Here is a 20299-nt window from a genome sequence, read left to right as displayed (position 1 = left end):
GCCTTTCGGTGGCTGAGGGCTTGCTCGTGATTGACTCACCGGTGGCACGTTCTGGCACACTGGCGGGTCTTTCTACCCGCGCTGCGCCCTCATTCACCATGTCATCTTTGTCCGAGCTTCCCCACCATGTCGTCGTCATCGGGGGCGGACCAGCGGGTTTGATGGCGGCCGAGCGCTTGCGCGCAGCAGGCATCGAGGTGGACTTGTATGACGCCATGGCCTCGGTGGGACGCAAGTTTCTATTGGCCGGCAAGGGCGGGCTCAATTTGACCCATTCGGAGGTCGGCGAGGCTTTTGCCAGCCGCTTCAGCAGCGGCAATGGCGAGGCCTGCCCTGAGGTCAAGCAATGGCTGGATCGCCTCGATGGCCCAGGCTTGCGTGCCTGGGCTTTGGGCTTGGGCGTTGAGACCTTTGTGGGCAGTTCGGGCCGCGTCTTTCCGGTCGATATGAAGTCGGCGCCCTTGCTGCGCGCTTGGTTGAGTCGGCTGCGCGCCTCGGGCGTGCGTTTTCATATGCGCCACCACTGGTTGGGTTGGAATGAAGCGCGGGAGTTGCGCTTTGGCCATGCCGGTCAAGAACACAGTGTGGCGGCCAAAGCAGTGGTGCTGGCCCTGGGTGGCGCCTCATGGCCGCAGCTGGGCTCGAATGCCGGTTGGGTGCCTCTATTGGCCGCACGCGGCGTGGACATCGCGGGCCTGCGCCCGGCCAATTGCGGGTTTGATTTGGGCTTGGCCCGCCAAGACGCCGCAAACCCGGGCTGGAGCCCCTTCTTTGTAGAGAAATTTGCCGGTCTGCCGGTCAAGCCGGTGGCCTTGCAGTTTGAAGGGCAGAGCGGCCGCAGCTTTACCCGCCAGGGTGAATTTGTGATTACTGCCGGCGGCCTGGAAGGCTCTTTGATCTATGCCGCCAGCAGCCTGCTGCGCGAGGAGATTGCCGAGTTTGGTGAAGCCTTGATCCATCTGGACTTGCTGCCCGATCGCAGCGTCGACTTCGTGGCCGCCGAGGTGGCTCGGCCGCGCGGCACTCGCTCCATGTCCACCCATCTGAAAAGCCGCTTGGGCATTGATGGTTTGAAAGCGGCCTTGTTGCACGAGGTGCTGAGCAAGCAGGACTACACCGATGTGTCGACCCTGGCCGCCACCCTCAAGCGCTTGCCCTTGCGGCTGCGCTCGGCCAGGCCGGTGGCCGAAGCCATCAGCACCGCCGGCGGCGTGCGCTTGCCGGAGCTGGACGATGGCCTGATGTTGACGCAACTGCCCGGCGTGTTTTGCGCTGGCGAGATGCTCGACTGGGAAGCCCCTACCGGCGGCTATTTGCTCACCGCCTGCATGGCCAGTGGCATGGTGGCGGGCGAGGGTGCGGCAGCCTGGTTGAATGCCAATCCCTGAAAGGCAAGACACACTCTTTTTGTGGTGACCTAGGCCAAATGGCCTAGTTGCGTGTGGTTTGTTGACTTTTTAGCTTTTGAGAATGTGTAGATCGTCACTACACAGGATCTCTTGTCATGTCTGCACACAAATCCACACGCCGCGGCTTCATGGCCGCCAGCGCGTTGGGCCTGGCCAGCTCGCCTAGCTTTGCCAAGACGATTGCGCGCGCCCTGGCCACGCCGGCCAACCAGCGCAGCGGCGGCATCGGAGACATCGAGCACATCGTCTTCCTGATGCAAGAGAACCGCTCCTTTGACCACTACTTTGGGGCGCTGGCCGGCGTGCGTGGCTTCAACGATCCGCGCGCCATCACCCTGCCTTCGGGCAAGCCGGTGTGGTACCAGCCCAGTGGCGCCAGCCATGTGCTGCCCTATCACTTCGATATCAAGAACACCAACGCCTTGCGCGTGGGCCTGAACCATTCCTGGAAGGGCAGCGAAGCCGCGTGGAAGGACTGGAATGCCTGGGTGCCCAAGAAGAGCCCACGCACCATGGGCTACTTTGACCGAGCCGACTTGCCGTTTTACTACGCATTGGCTGACGCCTTCACCACCTGCGACGCCTACCACTGCTCGGTGTTTGGCCCTACCGATCCGAATCGCTTTTACGCCTTGAGCGGCCATGCCGGCGGGGTGATGACGGGCATCTCTGATTCGGCCCTCTACAACGTCACCAACGGCATCTACAACGCCGACATCGCCAATGATTCGGCGACGGCCAAAGGCATCGAGTGGCAGAGTTATGCCGAAGTCTTGGAGGCCAATCAAATCAGCTGGAAGGTCTACCAGGAGTGGGACAACTACGGCGACAACTACCTGCAGTACTTCAAGAACTTCCGTGTCGACGCCCAAGGGCGCAAGCTGACCCCGGACTCGCCGCTCTATCAAAAATGCCGCGCAATGGCGCCTGGCTCCAACGCCGGCAATGCCAAGGGCACCACCGGGCAATATTTGATCGATGCGTTCGCAGCGGATGTGAAAGCGGGGCGCTTGCCGGCGGTGTCCTGGATTTGTGCTCCCACCGAGTATTGCGAGCACCCGGAAGAAACGCCCAATGCCGGCGAGAACTTCAGCGCCCGCCTCTTGGCCGCCTTGGTGGACAACCCAGAGATTTGGTCCAAGACGGCCTTGGTCATCACCTATGACGAGAACGACGGCTTCTTTGATCACATGCCTTCGACCATGCCGCCGCTGGATGCCAATCGGGGCCGCAGCACCGTGGCCAACAGCTTGCAAGGCGAGGTCTATGCCGGCACTGAGCCCATCGGTTTGGGGCCACGCGTGCCGACCTTGGTGATCTCGCCCTGGAGCAAGGGCGGGCGGGTCAACTCGCAGCTCTTCGATCACACCTCCTTGATCCGCTTTGTTGAAGAGTGGTTGGTGCAGGGTAAGGGCCTGCCACGCTCGGCGGTGCAGTGCGCGGCCATCTCGCCCTGGCGGCGTGCGGTCTGCGGCGATTTGCGCAGCGCCTTCAATTTCGCCGAGCCCAACAAAACCTGGCCCGCGGGTGTGCCGCGCAGTGCCAATTACTTCAAGAACTGGGGCAGCAAAGACGCCTTGCCACCGGCGGTGCAGACCTTGCCGCGGCAGGAACGTGTGACGACCGGTCAGCCGCGTCCCGCCTGCGCCATGCCTTACCGGGCCGAGGTGGACGGCGCAGTGCAAGGCACGGCGCGCCAGTTCGCCCTCAGCTTTGGCAATGCCGGCAGCGCTACCGATGCCTTCATCGTCTACTCCGCTTTGCGCAGCGATGGCCCCTGGCACTACACGGTGGAGCCGTCCAAGCGCATCGAGCGCGAGGTCTGGAACTGGACTGGCGACAGCTACCAACTCAACGTCCATGGCCAGAACGGCTTTGTGCGCGAATTCATCGGCAGCTTGGGCACGGCGGCCCGCTTGGGCGAGGTGAGCCTGCGCGAAGACCCGGCAGCCCGCAGCGTGCGTATCAATTTCAGCAACGGTGGTACTCAGGCGCTGCGCTTCAAATTGCAGGACCTGGCCTATGGGGATCGCAGCGAACTGCTGATCGAAGTGCCAGCCGGTCAAACGCGCAGCTATGTGCGCACCCTGGACTACAGCCAAGGCTGGTACGACCTCGGCGTGACCTTGGAGGGCGAGGCGCTGTTCTGGCGTCGCTTGGCTGGTCACTTGGAAGGCGCCGGCCTGGACTACACCGACCCGGTTTTGAACGGCTTGGCGCAAGCCGCGCCGTCCCCGGTGCCGGGCGTGCTGCCGCCGCCGGTCAACACCGTCAAGTTCAGCGCGTCAACGGGCGTGTCCCGCATCGGTGACAGCCTGAACCTGAGCTGGCAAGGCCTGCCCGCTGGCAGCAAGCATTGGTTGGGCTTTTATCGCAAGGGCATGACGCCTGGCGGCCCGGGCTCTTTGAAGTGGAACTATGTGGCCGCGCCGGCCGGCAGCCAGAGCTTCAGCCTGGCCGGCTTTGCCGAGGGCGAGTATTTCTTCGGCCTGTTCTTGAACGATGGCTATGAAGAGGCGGCGCCGCGCCTGAACCTGCGCTTGCTCAAACGCGGCGATATCAATGGCGATGGCCGTATTGACGCCGCCGACCGCGATGCGCAGCGCGCGGCCATGGGCAGTTGCGTCGGCGATACGCGCTATCAGCCGCTGGCCAATTTTGATGCCGACAACTGCATCACCCAGGCCGACTACCGCGGCTGGTACGAAATTTTCAGCAAACAGTGAGTGAGGGGGAAACCATGAAACAGCAAACAAGCAAGACCGCCGTCATGGCCGCAAAGCGCTCAAGCCCGGCGCAGGGCTTTGCCAAGACCGTGCTGCAGGCCGCCTTGAGCCTGGCCGCATTGGCGGCGGCTTCGGCGCAAGCGGCCAGCGTGCAGCTCCAGTCACCGTCTGCCTTGCAGGTCGGCCAGGCGATTGATCTGCAGTTGCAAGTGTCGAATGCCTTTGAGCAAAAGAGTGCCGACGAGGAGCTTTTGTACTTTGGCTTCAAGCTGGACTATGACCACAGCCGTTTGAAGTTCAGCGGCTTTGAGGTGGCGGCCGGCTGGGATGACGACAGCGGATTTCTCGGCGCCGACGAGTTCGGCGGCTCGCACTTCCCTGGCTTGGCCAATCAGGCCCAGGCTTTGCTGAGCTTGGCCAACTTGCGCTTCGAGCTATTGAGCGAGGGGCCGGCCGAGATCAAGCTTTACAGCGCTGCCGGTAATCTCAGCCATGGCCTGGGCTATGCCATTTCAGAGGTTCAGGCTTTCAGCTTGAACCCGACGCTGCAAATCAGCGCCGCCGTGCCTGAGCCGACCACAGCCTACCTGGGTGTGCTTGGCTTGTTGCTGCTGGCTGGCCAGCAACGCCGGCGTTCTCAGGCTGCACTTTGAGCTCAGCGAGCGCTGTGTTTCGCACAGCGCTCGCTTGGCCTCATTGGGATTGAGTGCCTCAGAACAGATAGCTGAAGGCCACCACGCCGCTGGCGCTGTTGTCCTTCTGGCTCAGCGGGCTCTTCTTGGCGTCGCCTTGCAAGGCCCGAGCCGAGAGCACGCCGGTCACGGCCATGCGCTGGTCGATGGCATAGGTCAGCGAGAAATTGGCGCGCACATCGCGCACGCCGGCGGCGGGCTTGTAGGCGGCCCAGCCGCTATTGGCCGATTGCGCTTGGGTAACGCCGAAGTACGACTGCATGTACTCGGCATTGGCCACCGTCATGGCGGCACCCATGCCGGCGCGCCACTGCGGTGCCAGCGCCATGTTGTAGGCCGCGCCCAGATCCAGTTGCAGACCCTTGCGATCATTGCCTGAACCATAGCGAATCGACGAGGTCAGCACAAAGCTGGGGCTCAGGTTGAAGTTCAAGAAAGCGCCGGCCTCGGGGCGGATGCTGATGTCGCCCAGGCTGCGCAGAGCAGGCGACAGGTCTTCATCACGGCCGAAGTCGGCGGTGATGCGCAGGCCATAGCTCATATGGGCCTGCTTGGAGAAGTTGATGCCCAGGCCGTTGCCGGTGCCCGCGAAGAAGCCATTGCTCCATTGATAGTCAATCACCGGCAAGGCCATGACACGGGTTTCCTGCGAACCCAGGAATTTCGGGCCAGCGGCCACGCCCAGACCCATCACACCGCCATCGCGATCGGGCACGGCACCGTAAATGCGCGCGGCGTCAAAGGCTTGGGCCTGTGCTGCCGAAGCGCTCATCAGGCCCAGGCAGGCGATGAAGGTGGCGGCAAAGGTGTGGCGGGCGGTGTTTTTCATGGCTGGCTTGGAGGACTCAGTTTTGGAAGTTGCAGTGAAAGGCCCGGCTCGAATGAAGCAGCGAGGCCTGAGCTAAGGGGGGCACTATGACCGAAGTCTGTGACGCTTGCTGATGGTTGGATTCTCCACGCAAGTGCAGCAGGCCATGCAGTTCTGGGTTGAAAAGGGCGAGGTGAGTGTCGTTCGCGGTGGCTGAGAAGCCGCCGATGGGCCCTGTGGCAAACTGCGCGGCTTCGTGTTTTTGACTGGTTCCCCACGTTTTGGACAAGATCCTGCTACAAATTGCCGCCGAACTGAAAGTTCGCCCGGCCCAAGTCAATGCAGCCGTGGAGCTGCTCGATGGCGGTGCCACCGTGCCCTTCATTGCCCGCTATCGCAAGGAAGTGACCGACGGGCTGGATGACAGCCAGCTGCGCGATCTTGAAGCGCGCCTGGGCTATCTGCGCGAGCTGGAAGACCGCCGCGCGGCCGTGCTCAAGAGCATTGAAGAGCAGGGCAAGCTGACCCCCGACTTGCGCGCCGCCATTGAAGCCGCGCCGACCAAGCAGGAGCTGGAAGACCTCTACCTGCCCTACAAACAAAAGCGCCGCACCAAGGGCATGATTGCCCGCGAGGCGGGGCTGGAACCGCTGGCCGACAAGCTCTTTGTCGACCCGAATCTGGACCCGATGAGTGAGGCGGCGGCCTTCCTCAACCCCGATGCCGGCTTTGCCGATGCCTTCGCGGTCTTGGACGGGGTCCGCGATCTGCTCTCCGAGCGCTGGGCCGAAGATGCGGTTCTGATCGGCAAGCTGCGCGAGTGGCTGTGGGCCGAAGGCCTGTTCCGCTCCAAGCTGATGGACGGCAAGGACGAGAACAACCCGGACATCGCCAAGTTCCGCGATTACTTCGATTACGACGAGCCGATTCGCACCGTGCCCTCGCACCGCGCCTTGGCCGTCTTCCGTGGCCGCACCCTGGAGTTCTTGGACGCCAAGCTGGCGCTGGACGAAGAAGTGGTGGCCGGCCAACCCGGCTTGGCAGAAGGGCGCATTGCCCGCCATCTGGGCTGGACCATGGGCAGCCGCCCCGGTGATGCGCTGATCCGCAAATGCGTGGCCTGGACCTGGAAGGTCAAACTCAGCATGAGCTTGGAGCGTGACCTGTTCGCCCGCCTGCGCGAAGAAGCCGAGCGTGTGGCCATCAAGGTCTTTGCCGAGAACCTGCGCGACTTGCTGCTGGCCGCGCCGGCCGGCAAGCGCGTGGTCTTGGGTCTGGACCCGGGCATCCGCACCGGCGTCAAGGTGGCGGTGGTCAGTGACACCGGCCGCGTGCTGGACACCGGCGTGGTCTATCCGCATGAGCCCAAGAAGGATTGGGAAGGTTCCATCCACACCTTGGGCCGCCTGTGCGCGACTCACGGCGTCAATCTGATCGCCATCGGCAACGGCACTGCCAGCCGTGAGACCGACAAGCTGGCCGGTGATTTGATCAAGCGCATTCAGCAACTGGCGCCCGGTACGCCGATCGAAAAGGTGGTGGTCAGCGAGGCCGGCGCATCGATCTATTCAGCCTCGGAGTTCGCTTCCAAGGAACTGCCCGATCTGGACGTGACCCTGCGCGGCGCGGTGTCCATCGCCCGCCGTTTGCAAGATCCGCTGGCCGAGTTGGTGAAGATCGACCCCAAGAGCATCGGCGTCGGCCAGTACCAGCACGATGTGAACCAAAGCGAGTTGGCCAAGATGCTGGACTCGGTGGTGGAAGACTGCGTGAACTCGGTCGGCGTGGACCTGAACACCGCCTCGGCGCCGCTGCTCTCGCGCGTGTCGGGCCTGTCCGCCAATGTGGCCTCGTCCATCGTGCGCTGGCGCGATGCCAATGGCGCCTTCAAGAACCGCAAGCAACTCCTCGAAGTGACGGGCCTGGGGCCCAAGACTTTCGAGCAGTCGGCCGGTTTCTTGCGCATCCGCGAGGGTGAGAACCCGCTGGACTTCTCCGGCGTGCACCCCGAAACCTATTCCCTGGTCGAGCGCATCCTGAAGACCGTGGGCCGCCCCGCCGCTGAGGTGATGGGCAAGAGTGATGTGATCCGCACGCTGAAGCCCGAGGCTTTTGCCGACGAGAAGTTCGGCGCCATCACCGTCAAGGACATCTTGGCCGAGTTGGAGAAGCCAGGCCGCGACCCGCGCCCCGACTTCAAGGTGGCTCGCTTCAATGACGGGGTGGAAGACATCAAGGACCTGGTCGAAGGCATGGTGCTGGAGGGCACCGTTTCCAACGTAGCCCAGTTCGGCGCCTTCATCGACCTGGGCGTGCACCAGGACGGTCTGGTGCACGTCAGCCAGTTGTCGAATAAGTTCGTCACCGACGCGCGCGAAGTGGTCAAGACCGGCGACATCGTCAAGGTGCGCGTTTTGGAAGTGGACATTGCCCGCAAACGTATTTCGCTGACGATGAAGCTGGACGCTCCGGTGCAGCGCGGTGGCCAGGGTGGCAAGGCTGACAACAGCTACCGCCCGGCGGCGCGCAATGAGCGCAGTGGCGGCGGCGGTGGTGGCGGTGGTGGTGCAGGGCGCTCGGCCGGCCCCGCAGCCGCGCCGGCCGGCGGCGCCATGGCCGCGGCATTCGCCAAGCTGCAAGGCGGCAACAAGCGCTGAGCGGCTTGGGGGCGGCGGCACGCTCGCCCTCCGTCTGTGGCGAAATGGCGGCGATTCAGGCCCGAATCGCCGCAGATCGCCCCATTGATTCCTTGTCTGATCGCTCTGCTGCTGCAAACCAAGCGCAGGCGCGCTATGGTGGCGGGCGTTTTTGCCAAAGTTTTTGTGAGCCCTGAGATGTCCGCCACTGTCTTGAAGCCTTTGACCCTGCGTGCCGTGCCGGCCGCCTGCGCCACCTTGAGTTCTTTGCTTGTGCTGGGCTTAGGCCTAGGCCTAGGGCTAGGCCTTGGCCTTGGAATGGGGGCTGCACAAGCCCAAGACATCCCTCCCGGCATGGGCGACACGCCGCAGCGCCAGTCCAGCAGCCGTCTGGAGCGGGTGGACATCAGTGCGCGCCAAAGCGACACCGATCTGCGCCGCAAGTCGCAGGTGGCCAAGCAGATCTATGGCCGCGAGGAGATGGACAAATACGGCGACACCAATGTCTCCGATGTGCTCAAACGCCTGCCCGGTGTGACGGTGCAAGATGGCGGCCCGCGCATGCGCGGCCTGGGCTCGGGCTACACGCTGATCCTGATCAATGGCGACCCAGCGCCTCCAGGCTTTGCGTTGGACCAGCTCAGCCCTTCGCAAGTGGAACGCATCGAAGTGACCAAGGGCCCGAGCGCAGACCAAAGCGCGCAAGCGGTGGCCGGGGCCATCAACATCATCTTGAAAGACGCGCCTCGCGTCAGCCAGCGGGATCTGCGCCTGGGCACTGGCTACAGCGCGGTGCGGCCCACGCCCTCGGCGACTTTCACCTATGGGGAGCGCATTGGCGATGTGTCGGTGTCGGTGCCGGTGTCGGCCTTTGAGTGGCGCGGCCAGAATCAATTCACCACCGACCGGGTTTTGGTCGCAGCGGACAAGACTCGCCTGAGCTACAGCCGCTTGGGCGAACAAGACAACTGGGGCCATGGCTTTAACACCGCGCCGCGCCTGAACTGGCGCATCAGCGACGAGGAAAGCTTGGCCCTGCAAGCCTTTGTGCAAAAGGGCTACTGGAACAACCGCCAGACCTTCAACAAGATAGCTGCGCAAAACCTCCCTTTTGCCGATGATGATGCGCTGAATCACGGCACCTGGCAAAACATTCGCGGCAATGCGCAATGGATCGATCGTTTCAGCGACACGCAGCGCGTGGAGTTGAAGCTCACCCTGCAAGACTCCAAGGGCACTTTCGACAATTTGAGCTACCGCGAGCCGACACCGGGCGCCGGCCTGCAGCCCTTCCGCAATACGGTGGGTGATAACCACGATCAAAGTGTGATTCAGGGGGGCAAGTACGGGCATCTGCTGGGCGATGAGCACAGTCTGACCGTGGGCTGGGAGCTGGAGTGGCGCAAGCGCGATGAACTGCGCACCCAAACTCAGAACGGGCAGATCCTGCAGCCCAAGTACGACAACCAGCTCTTCTCCGCCAACATCGAGCGCCAAGCTTTGTTTGCGCAGGATGAGTGGGAACTGTCGCCGCAGTGGTCCACCTATCTGGGCCTGCGCGGTGAGCGAATCAAGTCCAGCAGCCGCGGTACCGACCAGCAGTTCAGCAATGTCAGCACCGTGATCACGCCCTTGTGGCACCTGAACTACAAGCTTGACCCCAAGGGGCGCGACATGATTCGCGCCAGCCTGACGCGCAGCTACAAGGCGCCCGATCTGAATGCCTTGCTGGCACGCCCGCTGACCAATAGCGTGAAACCGGTCTTCGGCCCGGACGGCGTGACGCCTTTGCCGAATGACGAGCTCAACCCCGACCGCGCGGGCAATCCGAATCTGAAGCCTGAGTTGGCGACCGGCCTGGACATTGCCTTTGAGAAATATCTGAGTGGTGGCGGCATGGCCAGCGTCGGCGTGTTCTATCGCGGCATCAGCGACCTGATTCGCAACCGCGTGGCGCTGGAAACAGTGGATTGGTCGCCGCTGCAGCGTTATGTCACGCGGCCGGTGAACTTCTCGAATGCCCAGACTATGGGCCTGGAGCTGGAGGTCAAAGGGCGCGCGGGCGAGTTGCTGCCCTCGGTGTTTGACCCCAAGCTAGCGCTGAATTTGCGCGGCAATTTGAGCATCTACCACTCCAATGTTGATGCCTTGCCGATGGCCAACAACCGCTTGGACGGCCAACAACCTTGGTCGGCCAATGTCGGTTTTGACTATCGCCTCAGCAGCCTGCCTCTGAGCACCGGTGTGTCTTTGGCCTACACGCCAGGCTATGTGACCCAGCAGACCTTGACTCAGTCTTTTGATCTGTCCAATACGCGTTCGCTGGATGTGTATGCGCAGTGGGTGTTCAGCAAGTCAGCCTCGCTGCGCTTTTCGGCCAACAATCTGGCGCCGCTGGACTCGCGCTCGCTGACCTTGATCAGCGATGGCGGCAGCACCCAGGTCTTGCGCGAAGGCCGGACCCAGTTTGGCTTGGCCTTGGAATTGAAGCTTTGATGTGATCGGGTGCATGAGCTCTAGCGGTCAACAAGCGCTGCAAATCTACGCCGGCCCCCGCGCGCTGGCGCGTCTGGCGGAGCGGGGTCTGCGCCCCGAAGACATCCGCGTGGTGCCGGCCGCCGCCGGTGGTCCCAAGGGATTGATCCTCGGGCCTTTGGATCGGTATCTCTTTGGCGACTGGTTGGCACGGAGTTCGCAACAGGTGCATCTGCTGGGCGCTTCGATCGGTGCCTGGCGCATGGCCACCGCTTGTTTGGGCCGCTCAGACGCGGATGCTCAAGCCAACTTTGAGCGCTTGGCGCATGACTATGTGCATCAGCGTTACGACAGCCTGCCCGGCAAGATGCCCAAGGCCAAAGACGTGACTCGGGGCTTTGCGGCGAAGCTCGATGAATTCTTTGGTGGACGGGAGGAGATAGCCCTCAGCCACCCGCGTTACCGCTTGCATCTGTTCACTTCACGGGGCCAGCATTTGCTTGGGCGGGAAGGGCGCTGGCGCACGCCTTTGGGTTACACCGGCGCTTTCATGGCGAATCTCCTGCATCGACGGTCTCTTGGGCGTTGGCTGGACCGGGTGGTGTTCTCCGCACCGGGCGAAGCTTTGGCCGTGCCGTTGCATGACTACCGCAGTCATCGGGTCGAGTTGACGCCACAAAACTTTCAGCCGGCCTTGCTGGCCAGTTGCTCGATTCCTTTTTGGCTGCAAGCGGTGCACGACATCCCAGGCGCACCGCGCGGTGCCTACTGGGACGGCGGCATCACCGACTATCACCTGCATCTGGACTATGCGGCCATGGCGGGCGAGGGGCTGGTGCTGTACCCGCATTTCCAGCAGCAAGTCATTCCGGGTTGGTTGGATAAGGCCTTGAAGTCGCGCCATCGCGCCAGCGCCTTTCTCGACAATGTGGTGCTGCTGGCGCCGAGTCAGGCCTGGATCAAGACCTTGCCCCTGGGTAAGCTGCCCGATCGTGCTGACTTTCAGCATTACGGTGATGACGTGAGCGCGCGCGCGACGGCGTGGTTGCGCGCCATTGCCGAAAGCCAGCGCCTGCGTGATGAATTCGCTAAGGCCTGCGAGCAGTCATCGATTCAGGCCTTGCCTTTGTAAACCGCTTGTCTTCAAGCATGGCTACAATTGGCCCATCAGCAACGAACAAGGGCGAGAAAGGCATCATGGTTATGACACCGCGAACTACGACCACACCTTCACAGGGGTGAAGTCGGCCGCGCTTTCGTCACGCCCTATCTTTCCAGTCTGAGCTGCCTCGTCAACGGGGTAGTTTCCAAAAAAAGCGCGGCAACCAGCCGCGTTTTTTTTTGCCCTTGCTCGGCCCCCATTTCAATTCGTTAGACCTGCCGAAACTCGGAGTGCCTCATGATCTCAATTCAATTGCCTGACGGTTCCAAACGCGAATTCCCGCAAGCTGTCACCGTGGCCGACGTCGCCGCTTCGATTGGTGCGGGTTTGGCCAAGGCCGCCTTGGCGGGCCGTGTGGGCAGTGGTGATGCCGCTCGGGTTGTGGATACCAGCTACTTGATGGAGTCTGATACGCAGCTGGCCATCATTACCGACAAGGATGCCGACGGTCTGGAAGTGATTCGCCACTCAACCGCTCACTTGCTGGCCTATGCGGTGAAGGAGTTGTTCCCCGAGGCGCAGGTCACCATCGGCCCCGTCATCGAGCACGGTTTTTATTACGACTTCAGCTACAAGCGCCCTTTCACGCCGGAAGACTTGGCCGCCATCGAATCAAAGATGACAGAGCTGGCCAAGAAGGATGAGAAGGTCACCCGCAGCGTGCTGCCGCGCGACGAGGCCGTCGCTTACTTCAAGAGCATCGGCGAGGCCTACAAGGCCGAGATCATCGAGAGCATCCCGGCTGATCAGGATGTGTCGCTGTATGCCGAAGGCAAGTTCACCGATCTGTGCCGCGGCCCGCACGTGCCCTCCACCGGCAAGCTCAAGCACTTCAAGCTGATGAAGGTGGCCGGCGCCTACTGGCGCGGTGACCACCGTAACGAGCAGTTGCAGCGTATTTACGGCACCGCCTGGGCGACCAAGGATGATCTGCAGAAATACCTCTTGATGTTGGAAGAGGCGGAGAAGCGCGACCACCGCAAGTTGGGGCGTGAGCTCGACCTGTTCCATATCGACGAGCACTCGCCTGGCACCGTGTTCTGGCACCCCAAGGGCTGGACAGTCTGGCAAGAAGTCGAGCAGTACATGCGCCGGGTCTATCGTGACAACGGCTACCAGGAGGTCAAGGGCCCGCAAATCTTGGACAAAGGCTTGTGGGAGAAGTCCGGTCATTGGGACAAGTACCGGGACAATATGTTCATCACCGAGTCGGAGAAGCGCGACTACGCTTTGAAGCCGATGAACTGCCCGGGTCACATCCTGATCTTCAAGCACGGCATCAAGAGCTATCGCGATCTGCCGCTGCGTTTTGGTGAGTTTGGCCAATGTCACCGCAATGAGCCGACAGGGGGTCTGCACGGCATCATGCGGGTGCGCGGCTTCACGCAGGACGACGGCCACATCTTCTGTACCGAAGACCAGATCTTGGAAGAGTGCGCCAACTTCACGACTTTGCTGAAGAAGGTCTATGCCGATTTTGGCTTTACCGACATCGTCTACAAAGTAGCGACGCGCCCCGAAGCGCGCATCGGCACCGATGAGTATTGGGATCGCACCGAACAGGTGCTGATGGAGTCGCTGCGTCGCTCAGGCTGTGAGTTCGAAATCGCTCACGGCGAGGGTGCGTTCTATGCGCCGAAGATTGAGTACGCTCTGAAGGACGCGCTGGGCCGTCAGTGGCAATGCGGCACGATTCAGATTGATTCGAATATGCCGCATCGCCTGGATGCCGAGTTTGTCGATGAAGACGGCCAGCGCAAGACCCCGGTGATGTTGCATCGCGCCATCGTCGGCAGCTTGGAGCGTTTCATCGGTATCTTGATCGAACAGCACGCAGGTGCGCTGCCAGTTTGGCTGGCGCCGACCCAGGTGATGGTGGCCAATATCACCGACGCGCAGGCCGATTACGTCGCGGAAATCGTGAAAGTTCTGCAAAAACAAGGGCTTAGGGTCCAGGCCGATTTGCGCAACGAGAAGATCACGTATAAAATCCGCGAGCATTCTTTGCAAAAGGTTCCGTTCATCCTCGTCGTTGGCGACAAGGAGAAGGCAAATGGAGCCGTTGCGGTGCGCGCCCGTGGCAACCAGGATCTGGGTGTGATGGCTCTGGAAGACTTCATTGCGAAGCTCTCCAAAGACATTGCCGACAAGGTCTGATTCCTGCCATTCAGGCGCGCTTTTGCTTTGTTTGGGCCTCTCGCCTTGGGGCTCGTTGAAAGGTATGCACCATCGCTACTTTTGCTGATCGTCGAGCGATCCCGGAGCGCAAGCACCGGCTGAACCGCGAAATCATGGCTCCCGAAGTCCGTTTGAACGGCCCGGAAAATGAGCCGCTCGGTATTGTGAGCATCCACGAAGCACTCCGCATGGCGGGTGAGTTGGATGTGGACGTTGTCGAAATCTCCGCCACGGCGACACCTCCGGTGTGCCGTTTGATGGACTACGGCAAGTTCAAATACATCGAGCAAAAGCGCGCAGCCGAGGCCAAGTCCAAGCAGAAGGTCATCGAGATCAAGGAAGTCAAGTTCCGCCCGGGTACGGACGAAGGCGACTACCAGATCAAGATGCGCAATCTGCGTCGCTTCATCGCTGAAGACGGTGATAAGGGTAAGGTCACGCTGCGTTATCGCGGCCGTGAAATTACCCACCAAGACATCGGCATGCGTTTGCTGGAGCGTATCCGCGACGAGTTGTCCGATGTGGCCGTGGTGGAAAACATGCCCAAGCTGGAAGGCCGGCAAATGATCATGGTGCTGGCGCCGAAGAAGCGTTAAGCAGCAAGGTCATCGAGACTTCGGTCTCAAAGTTTCAGCCTGCCGATTTGGTCGTCGGCAGGCTTATTAGTCTCCAGAGGCTGGTCAAAGTATTGCGAGGCCCGCAATCGCCCCTGGGACGTACTTAAAAGGAGCAATAACATGCCCAAAATGAAGACCAAGAGCAGCGCCAAGAAGCGCTTCCGCGTTCGTCCGGGTGGTACGGTCAAGCGCGGACAGGCGTTCAAGCGCCACATCCTCACGAAGAAGTCCACCAAGAACAAGCGCCACCTGCGTGGTTCTGCCGCTGTGCACGAGACCAACATGGGCCACATGGCTCAAATGTTGCCCGGCGCTGGCCTCTGATCGACTTCTGAAGGAGAAATACTATGCCTCGCGTTAAACGTGGTGTTACCGCACGTGCTCGTCACAAAAAGGTTCTGGCACTAGCCAAGGGCTTCCGTGGTCGTCGTAAGAATGTCTTCCGCATTGCCAAACAGGCAGTGATGAAGGCAGGCCAATACGCCTACCGTGACCGTCGTGCCAAGAAGCGTGTCTTCCGTGCCCTGTGGATTGCTCGTATCAACGCAGCAAGCCGTGGCCTGGGTCTGACCTACAGCAAGTTTGTGGCTGGCCTGAAGAAGGCTGAGATCGACATCGACCGCAAGGTCCTGGCTGATCTGGCTGTTCACGATCCTGCTGGTTTTGCCAGCATCTTCGCCAAGGTCAAGGCCGCTCTCGCTTAATGCCCGCGAGCCACGCAAGTGGCTCACGGCAGCCCTGGGTCGGCACTGTCTGATCCGGGGTCAGCAACCTCAAGGCCGTGCGCAGCGCTCGGCCTTTTTTTTTGCCTTCCCCCATTTCCTGCATTCAAGACCCGCTTGATGAAAACGGCACCGCGATGAACGAGCTCGATCAACTGCTGCAAACGGCCCAAGGCGAATTCGCCGCCGCCTCCACGCCCGCCGATCTGGAAAATGCCAAGGCGCGTTTTCTGGGCAAGTCCGGTCGCGTGACCGAATTGTTGAAGAGCCTGGCCGCCTTGCCGGTCGAGGAAAAGAAAGCCCGTGGCGCCGAGATCAATGTACTGAAGTCCGGCATCGAAGCCGCACTGACCGCCCGCCGCCAAGCCCTGGCTGACGCGGAACTTGAATTGCAACTCAAGGCCGAGGCCTTGGACGTCAGCCTGCCCGGCCGCCAGCGTGGCACCGGGGGCCTGCACCCGATCACCCGCGCGATGGAGCGCATCGAGGGCATCTTCGGGTCTATGGGTTTCGATGTGGCCGATGGCCCCGAAATCGAAAACGATTGGTTCAACTTCACGGCCTTGAATACGCCGGAAGACCATCCGGCGCGTTCCATGCACGACACCTTCTATGTGGAAGGGGGTCATGTCTTGCGTACCCACACCAGCCCGATGCAAATCCGCTATGCGGTGCAGCATGTCAAGAAGCACAAGGCCTTGATCGACGCCGGTCAGCCCATGCCTGAGATCCGCGTGATCGCGCCGGGCCGCACTTACCGTGTGGACAGCGATGCCACACACTCGCCGATGTTCCATCAGGTCGAAGGCCTGTGGGTGGGCGAGAACATCAGTTTCAAAGATTTGAAGTCGGTTTATCTGAACTTCATCACCAGCTTCTTCGAAACCGATCAGCTGGAACTGCGCTTCCGCCCCAGCTATTTCCCCTTCACCGAGCCTAGCGCTGAGATCGACATCATGTTCGAGTCCGGCCCGCTCAAGGGCCGTTGGTTGGAGGTGTCCGGCTCCGGCCAGGTGCATCCGCAAGTAATCCGCAATATGGGCCTGGACCCAGAGCGTTACATCGGTTTTGCCTTTGGCTCCGGTATCGACCGTTTGGCCATGCTGCGCTATGGCGTCAACGATCTGCGCCTGTTCTTTGATGGCGATCTGCGCTTCTTGACACAGTTCAAGTAAGCCTTGAGATCCATCCTCAAGAACACGTCAAAGAGAAGAAGAGTCACACCATGCAATTCCCTGAATCCTGGCTGCGGAGCTTTTGCAATCCCTCGCTGAATACGCAAGAGCTGGCCGAGCTGTTGACCATGTCGGGCCTGGAGGTCGAAGAGCTGCGCCCGGTGGCGCCGCCTTTCCATGGCATCGTCGTTGCCGAAATCCTCGAAGCCGAGCAACACCCTAACGCCGACAAGCTGCGCATTTGCAAGGTCAATGCCGGCGCGGCTTTCAATAATGGCGAGCCGCTGCAAATCGTCTGCGGTGCGCCGAATGCGCGTGTTGGCATCAAGGTGCCACTGGCGACCGTAGGCGCCGAATTGCCGCCGGGCGAAGACGGCAAGCCTTTCAAGATCGGCGTGGGCAAGCTGCGCGGCGTGGAGAGCTTCGGCATGCTGTGCTCAGCGCGCGAGCTCAAGCTCAGCGAAGAACACGGCGGCCTGTTGGAACTGGCGGCCGATGCTGCTGTGGGCGAAAGCATCCGCGATCATCTGAATCTGGATGACCAGCTCTTCACCCTCAAGCTGACGCCCAACCTGGCCCATTGCCTGAGCGTTTACGGCATCGCGCGTGAAGTCTCGGCTTTGACCGGAGCGCCATTGCTGGCGCCCGCCATCACACCGGCCGCACCCAAGCACGACGCCAAGCTGCCGGTGCGCATCGAAGCCGCCGACCTGTGTGGTCGCTTCTCCGGTCGCGTGGTGCGCGGCGTCAACACGCAGGCCAAGACGCCCGCTTGGATGGTCGATCGCCTGGCCCGTTGCGGCCAACGCTCGGTGGCTCCGCTGGTCGACATCTCCAACTATGTGATGTTCGAGTTGGGTCGCCCGTCCCACATCTTCGACCTCGACAAGATCGACCGTGAACTGGTGATCCGTTGGGCGAAGAAGGGCGAGACGCTGAAGTTGCTGAACGGCAATACGGTCGAGTTGGACGAGACTGTCGGTGTGGTGGCCGATGCCTCGGCACCCGAGTCCTTGGCCGGCATCATGGGCGGTGATGCGACCGCCGTGTCGGACGACACGAAGAACGTCTACGTTGAAGCCGCCTTCTGGTGGCCCAAGGCCGTGGCCGGCCGTTCGCGCCGCTTCAATTTCTCGACCGATGCCGGTCATCGCTTCGAGCGCGGCGTGGATGCCGTGGGCACGGTGGAGCATATCGAGCGCATCACTCAGCTGATTTTGGAAATCTGTGGCGGCGAAGCCGGCCCGATGGACGACCAGATCACCCAGTTGCCCGAGCGCAAGCCGGTGGCGCTGCGCGTGGCCCGGGCCGCCAAGATCATTGGCATGCCGGTGGCGCAAGAAGACTGCGCTCGCGTGTTCAGCCGTTTAGGTCTGCAGTTCACCGAAGCACCCGGCGTGCTGACGGTGACGCCACCAAGCTGGCGCTTCGACATTCAGATCGAAGAAGACCTGATCGAGGAAATCATCCGCGTGATGGGCTACCCCAGCCTGCCTAACACCCCGCCTTTAGCGCCGGTGGTGGCCAAGGTGGCGTCCGAGTCGCGCCGCGCCATTCATGCCTTGCGTCATGCCGTGGCAGCCAGGGACTATTTCGAGACCATCAATTTCAGCTTTGTCGAAGCGCGCTGGGAAGCCGAACTGGCGGGTAACACGAACCCGATCCAGCTGCTGAACCCAATCGCCGCGCCTTTGGCCGTGATGCGCTCTAGCCTGATTGGCAGCTTGATCCAGGCGCTGCGCTACAACCTGAGCCGCAAGGCCTCGCGGGTGCGCTTGTTCGAAATCGGCCGTGTCTTCTTGCGTGACGCCTCGGTACAAGAGAGCGATAGCAGCATTGCCGGCGTGGCTCAGCCGATGCGCCTTGCGGGCTTGGCTTTTGGCCCGGCGGATCAGCAGCAGTGGAGTCAGCGTGATCGCCTGGTCGATTACTTCGACGTCAAGGGTGATCTGGAGGCCTTGTTCGCGCCGCGTCAGCTGAGCTTCAAGGCAGCCTCGCATCCGGCCCTGCACCCCGGTCGCAGCGCTCGGGTGGAACTCGATGGCCAAGACATTGGCGTGATCGGCGAGTTGCACCCGAAGTGGCGCCAGGGCTATGAGCTGCCCAGCGCTCCGGTCTTGTTTGAATTGGATCTGCCCGCCGTGCTGGCGCGTCAGCTGCCGGCGGCACAGTCAATTCCCCGTCAACAATCGGTCCTGCGTGATCTGGCGCTGATCGTTGGCGAGCATGTGACTCATGACGCGCTGATGCAGGCGATTGCCTCGGCACATGATGGCTTGATCCGTTCGGCACGCCTCTTCGACGTCTTCAAACCGACGCAAGCGGGTGGCGAGTTGAAAGAGGGTGAACGCAGCATGGCCGTGCGTCTGGAGTTGCTGGATGACGAGGCGACCCTAACCGACGAGCGCATCGAGCAAACCATCGCCAAGGTGCTGACCGCCTTGTCCGAAAGCTTGGGCGCGCGCCTGCGTGCTTGAGGCTCAGGCAAAGGAGGACTTGAGATGAGCGACGAAGAAGTCAAACGCCCGACCTCAGGCGCTGTGGTTCTGCTGCCCAGTATTGAAACGCCCACGCTGACCAAGGCCGAGTTGGCCGAACTCTTGTTCGACAAGCTGGGCTTGAACAAGCGGGAGTCCAAGGACATGGTCGAGGCCTTCTTTGACATCATCCATGACACCTTGGTGCGTGGCGATGACGTCAAGCTGTCCGGTTATGGCAACTTCAATATTCGCCGCAAGGCATCGCGGCCGGGGCGCAATCCGCGCACCGGAGAGTCGATCCCGATCAAGGCCCGCGACGTGGTGACTTTTCACGCCAGCCACAAACTGAAAAGTTTGGTGCAAGGCGAGGTTTGCGCCGAAGATGACTTCGAGTAGAGTCTGACCTCCCCATCCGAACCTCTTGATTTCAATGGAAATCGCGCTGCCCGCCATCCCTGCCAAACGCTACTTCACCATCGGTGAGGTGAGTGATTTGTGCGGCGTGAAGCCCTATGTGCTGCGCTATTGGGAGCAGGAGTTCACCCAACTCAAGCCGATGAAGCGGCGCGGCAATCGGCGCTATTACCAGCATCACGAGGTGCTGTTGATTCGCCGCATTCGCGGCTTGTTGTACGACCAAGGCTTCACCATCAGCGGCGCGCGCAATCAGTTGCTGGATGGTGGCGGTGTGCCGGCGCGTGGGGAAACGGATGCCATGGCCGACCTGGGCTTCGATGGCGCCTTGCTCGATGAGGAGATGCTCGAAGAAGGCGAAGGGGCAGTCGATGCCAGCGCCCATCATGTGCGCCTCGATGGCATTGAGTTGATGCCTCTGAATGGCTTTGGCTCATCAACGGTTGGTGCAGGCCAAGAAAAGCTGACCATTGAGCAGGTGCGCGCCGAGTTAATCTCGATTCGCGATGTTCTTCTTGCTTGAGAGTCAAAAACTAGGTTATACTTTCAGGCTCAGTCGGGGCGTAGCGCAGCCAGGTAGCGCACTTGCATGGGGTGCAAGGGGTCGTGAGTTCGAATCCCACCGTCCCGACCATTGAATCGAAGGCCTAGTTCAACAATGAACTAGGCCTTTCGGCTTTCTGGGTCTCGCCAATCATTTGAAGCCCCTGAACTTATCAGCCTCAGCATTCTCGGCCTGAGGGGCGGTAGTCTGCACCTCACCAGTGAACGTGGCGCCATGCGTGCTCGCTTTAGACTCTGCCCT

The 20299-nt window shown here is 61.4% G+C and carries 15 protein-coding genes and 1 tRNA gene; 15 read left to right on the top strand and 1 reads right to left on the bottom strand.

Annotated features, from left to right (window positions below; all coding sequences use genetic code 11):
• Positions 1–98: 98 nt before the first annotated feature.
• From LNV06_RS07315 to LNV06_RS07305, 3 genes are all read left to right on the top strand, one after another.
• The gene (locus LNV06_RS07315; protein WP_263537607.1) at positions 99–1388 is read left to right on the top strand and encodes a TIGR03862 family flavoprotein; all 1290 of its coding nucleotides are present in this window, start codon (positions 99–101) and stop codon (positions 1386–1388) included.
• 116 nt (positions 1389–1504) lie between these two features.
• Positions 1505–4135 carry a phosphocholine-specific phospholipase C gene (locus tag LNV06_RS07310; protein ID WP_263537606.1) on the top strand — a complete coding sequence of 877 codons (2631 nt, stop codon included), beginning with the start codon at positions 1505–1507 and terminating at the stop codon, positions 4133–4135.
• A gap of 14 nt (positions 4136–4149) precedes the next feature.
• Positions 4150–4788 carry a hypothetical protein gene (locus LNV06_RS07305; RefSeq protein ID WP_263537605.1) on the top strand — a complete coding sequence of 213 codons (639 nt, stop codon included), beginning with the start codon at positions 4150–4152 and terminating at the stop codon, positions 4786–4788.
• Positions 4789–4846: 58 nt separating this feature from the next.
• Here the strand turns inward: LNV06_RS07305 and LNV06_RS07300 are convergent, their stop codons facing one another.
• Positions 4847–5656 carry a MipA/OmpV family protein gene (locus LNV06_RS07300; protein WP_263537604.1) on the bottom strand — a complete coding sequence of 270 codons (810 nt, stop codon included), beginning with the start codon at positions 5654–5656 and terminating at the stop codon, positions 4847–4849.
• Between the two features lie 260 nt (positions 5657–5916).
• Here LNV06_RS07300 and LNV06_RS07295 point away from each other — a divergent pair, with 260 nt between their 5' ends.
• The 12 genes from LNV06_RS07295 to LNV06_RS07240 all read left to right on the top strand — a co-directional run bounded on the left by LNV06_RS07295 (position 5917) and on the right by LNV06_RS07240 (position 20128).
• Positions 5917–8292 (top strand): Tex family protein, encoded by a 2376-nt coding sequence (locus tag LNV06_RS07295; protein ID WP_263537603.1) that lies wholly within the window; start codon positions 5917–5919, stop codon positions 8290–8292.
• 177 nt (positions 8293–8469) lie between these two features.
• On the top strand, positions 8470–10767 hold the full coding sequence (locus LNV06_RS07290) for a TonB-dependent receptor plug domain-containing protein (protein WP_263537602.1): 2298 nt from the start codon (positions 8470–8472) through the stop codon (positions 10765–10767).
• 13 nt (positions 10768–10780) lie between these two features.
• Positions 10781–11878: a patatin-like phospholipase family protein gene (locus LNV06_RS07285; protein ID WP_263537601.1), complete on the top strand. Its 1098-nt coding sequence runs from the start codon at positions 10781–10783 to the stop codon at positions 11876–11878.
• 267 nt (positions 11879–12145) lie between these two features.
• Positions 12146–14065: a threonine--tRNA ligase gene (gene thrS / locus LNV06_RS07280; RefSeq protein ID WP_263537600.1), complete on the top strand. Its 1920-nt coding sequence runs from the start codon at positions 12146–12148 to the stop codon at positions 14063–14065.
• A gap of 71 nt (positions 14066–14136) precedes the next feature.
• Positions 14137–14682, top strand: coding sequence for a translation initiation factor IF-3 (gene infC, locus LNV06_RS07275; RefSeq protein ID WP_263538316.1), 546 nt, complete (start codon positions 14137–14139; stop codon positions 14680–14682).
• A gap of 141 nt (positions 14683–14823) precedes the next feature.
• Complete coding sequence (gene rpmI, locus LNV06_RS07270) at positions 14824–15027, top strand: 50S ribosomal protein L35 (RefSeq protein WP_263537599.1); 204 nt, start codon at positions 14824–14826, stop codon at positions 15025–15027.
• Positions 15028–15050: 23 nt separating this feature from the next.
• Positions 15051–15407, top strand: coding sequence for a 50S ribosomal protein L20 (rplT, locus tag LNV06_RS07265; protein ID WP_263537598.1), 357 nt, complete (start codon positions 15051–15053; stop codon positions 15405–15407).
• 155 nt (positions 15408–15562) lie between these two features.
• Positions 15563–16600, top strand: coding sequence for a phenylalanine--tRNA ligase subunit alpha (pheS, locus tag LNV06_RS07260; protein WP_263537597.1), 1038 nt, complete (start codon positions 15563–15565; stop codon positions 16598–16600).
• 50 nt (positions 16601–16650) lie between these two features.
• On the top strand, positions 16651–19077 hold the full coding sequence (pheT, locus tag LNV06_RS07255; protein ID WP_263537596.1) for a phenylalanine--tRNA ligase subunit beta: 2427 nt from the start codon (positions 16651–16653) through the stop codon (positions 19075–19077).
• Between the two features lie 24 nt (positions 19078–19101).
• On the top strand, positions 19102–19476 hold the full coding sequence (locus LNV06_RS07250; protein WP_263537595.1) for an integration host factor subunit alpha: 375 nt from the start codon (positions 19102–19104) through the stop codon (positions 19474–19476).
• Between the two features lie 34 nt (positions 19477–19510).
• Positions 19511–20017 (top strand): MerR family transcriptional regulator, encoded by a 507-nt coding sequence (locus LNV06_RS07245; RefSeq protein WP_263537594.1) that lies wholly within the window; start codon positions 19511–19513, stop codon positions 20015–20017.
• A gap of 34 nt (positions 20018–20051) precedes the next feature.
• Positions 20052–20128, top strand: a tRNA-Pro gene (locus tag LNV06_RS07240).
• Positions 20129–20299 lie beyond the last annotated feature (171 nt).

It is taken from the genome of Paucibacter sp. Y2R2-4 (assembly GCF_025717535.1).
Classification (GTDB): Bacteria; Pseudomonadota; Gammaproteobacteria; order Burkholderiales; family Burkholderiaceae_C; genus Paucibacter_A.
The sequence above is the reverse complement of the archived record's forward strand: the minus strand, read 5'-3'. Positions and strand labels throughout refer to the sequence as shown.

What these genes read in the sequence shown, in the direction of transcription:
- LNV06_RS07315 (WP_263537607.1), top strand. Translation starts at nt 99, where the DNA reads ATGTCATCTTTGTCCGAGCTTCCCCACCATGTCGTCGTCATCGGGGGC.
- LNV06_RS07310 (WP_263537606.1), top strand. Translation starts at nt 1,505, where the DNA reads ATGTCTGCACACAAATCCACACGCCGCGGCTTCATGGCCGCCAGCGCG.
- LNV06_RS07305 (WP_263537605.1), top strand. Translation starts at nt 4,150, where the DNA reads ATGAAACAGCAAACAAGCAAGACCGCCGTCATGGCCGCAAAGCGCTCA.
- LNV06_RS07300 (WP_263537604.1), bottom strand. Translation starts at nt 5,656, where the DNA reads ATGAAAAACACCGCCCGCCACACCTTTGCCGCCACCTTCATCGCCTGC.
- LNV06_RS07290 (WP_263537602.1), top strand. Translation starts at nt 8,470, where the DNA reads ATGTCCGCCACTGTCTTGAAGCCTTTGACCCTGCGTGCCGTGCCGGCC.
- LNV06_RS07285 (WP_263537601.1), top strand. Translation starts at nt 10,781, where the DNA reads ATGAGCTCTAGCGGTCAACAAGCGCTGCAAATCTACGCCGGCCCCCGC.
- thrS (WP_263537600.1), top strand. Translation starts at nt 12,146, where the DNA reads ATGATCTCAATTCAATTGCCTGACGGTTCCAAACGCGAATTCCCGCAA.
- rpmI (WP_263537599.1), top strand. Translation starts at nt 14,824, where the DNA reads ATGCCCAAAATGAAGACCAAGAGCAGCGCCAAGAAGCGCTTCCGCGTT.
- rplT (WP_263537598.1), top strand. Translation starts at nt 15,051, where the DNA reads ATGCCTCGCGTTAAACGTGGTGTTACCGCACGTGCTCGTCACAAAAAG.
- pheS (WP_263537597.1), top strand. Translation starts at nt 15,563, where the DNA reads ATGAACGAGCTCGATCAACTGCTGCAAACGGCCCAAGGCGAATTCGCC.
- pheT (WP_263537596.1), top strand. Translation starts at nt 16,651, where the DNA reads ATGCAATTCCCTGAATCCTGGCTGCGGAGCTTTTGCAATCCCTCGCTG.
- LNV06_RS07250 (WP_263537595.1), top strand. Translation starts at nt 19,102, where the DNA reads ATGAGCGACGAAGAAGTCAAACGCCCGACCTCAGGCGCTGTGGTTCTG.
- LNV06_RS07245 (WP_263537594.1), top strand. Translation starts at nt 19,511, where the DNA reads ATGGAAATCGCGCTGCCCGCCATCCCTGCCAAACGCTACTTCACCATC.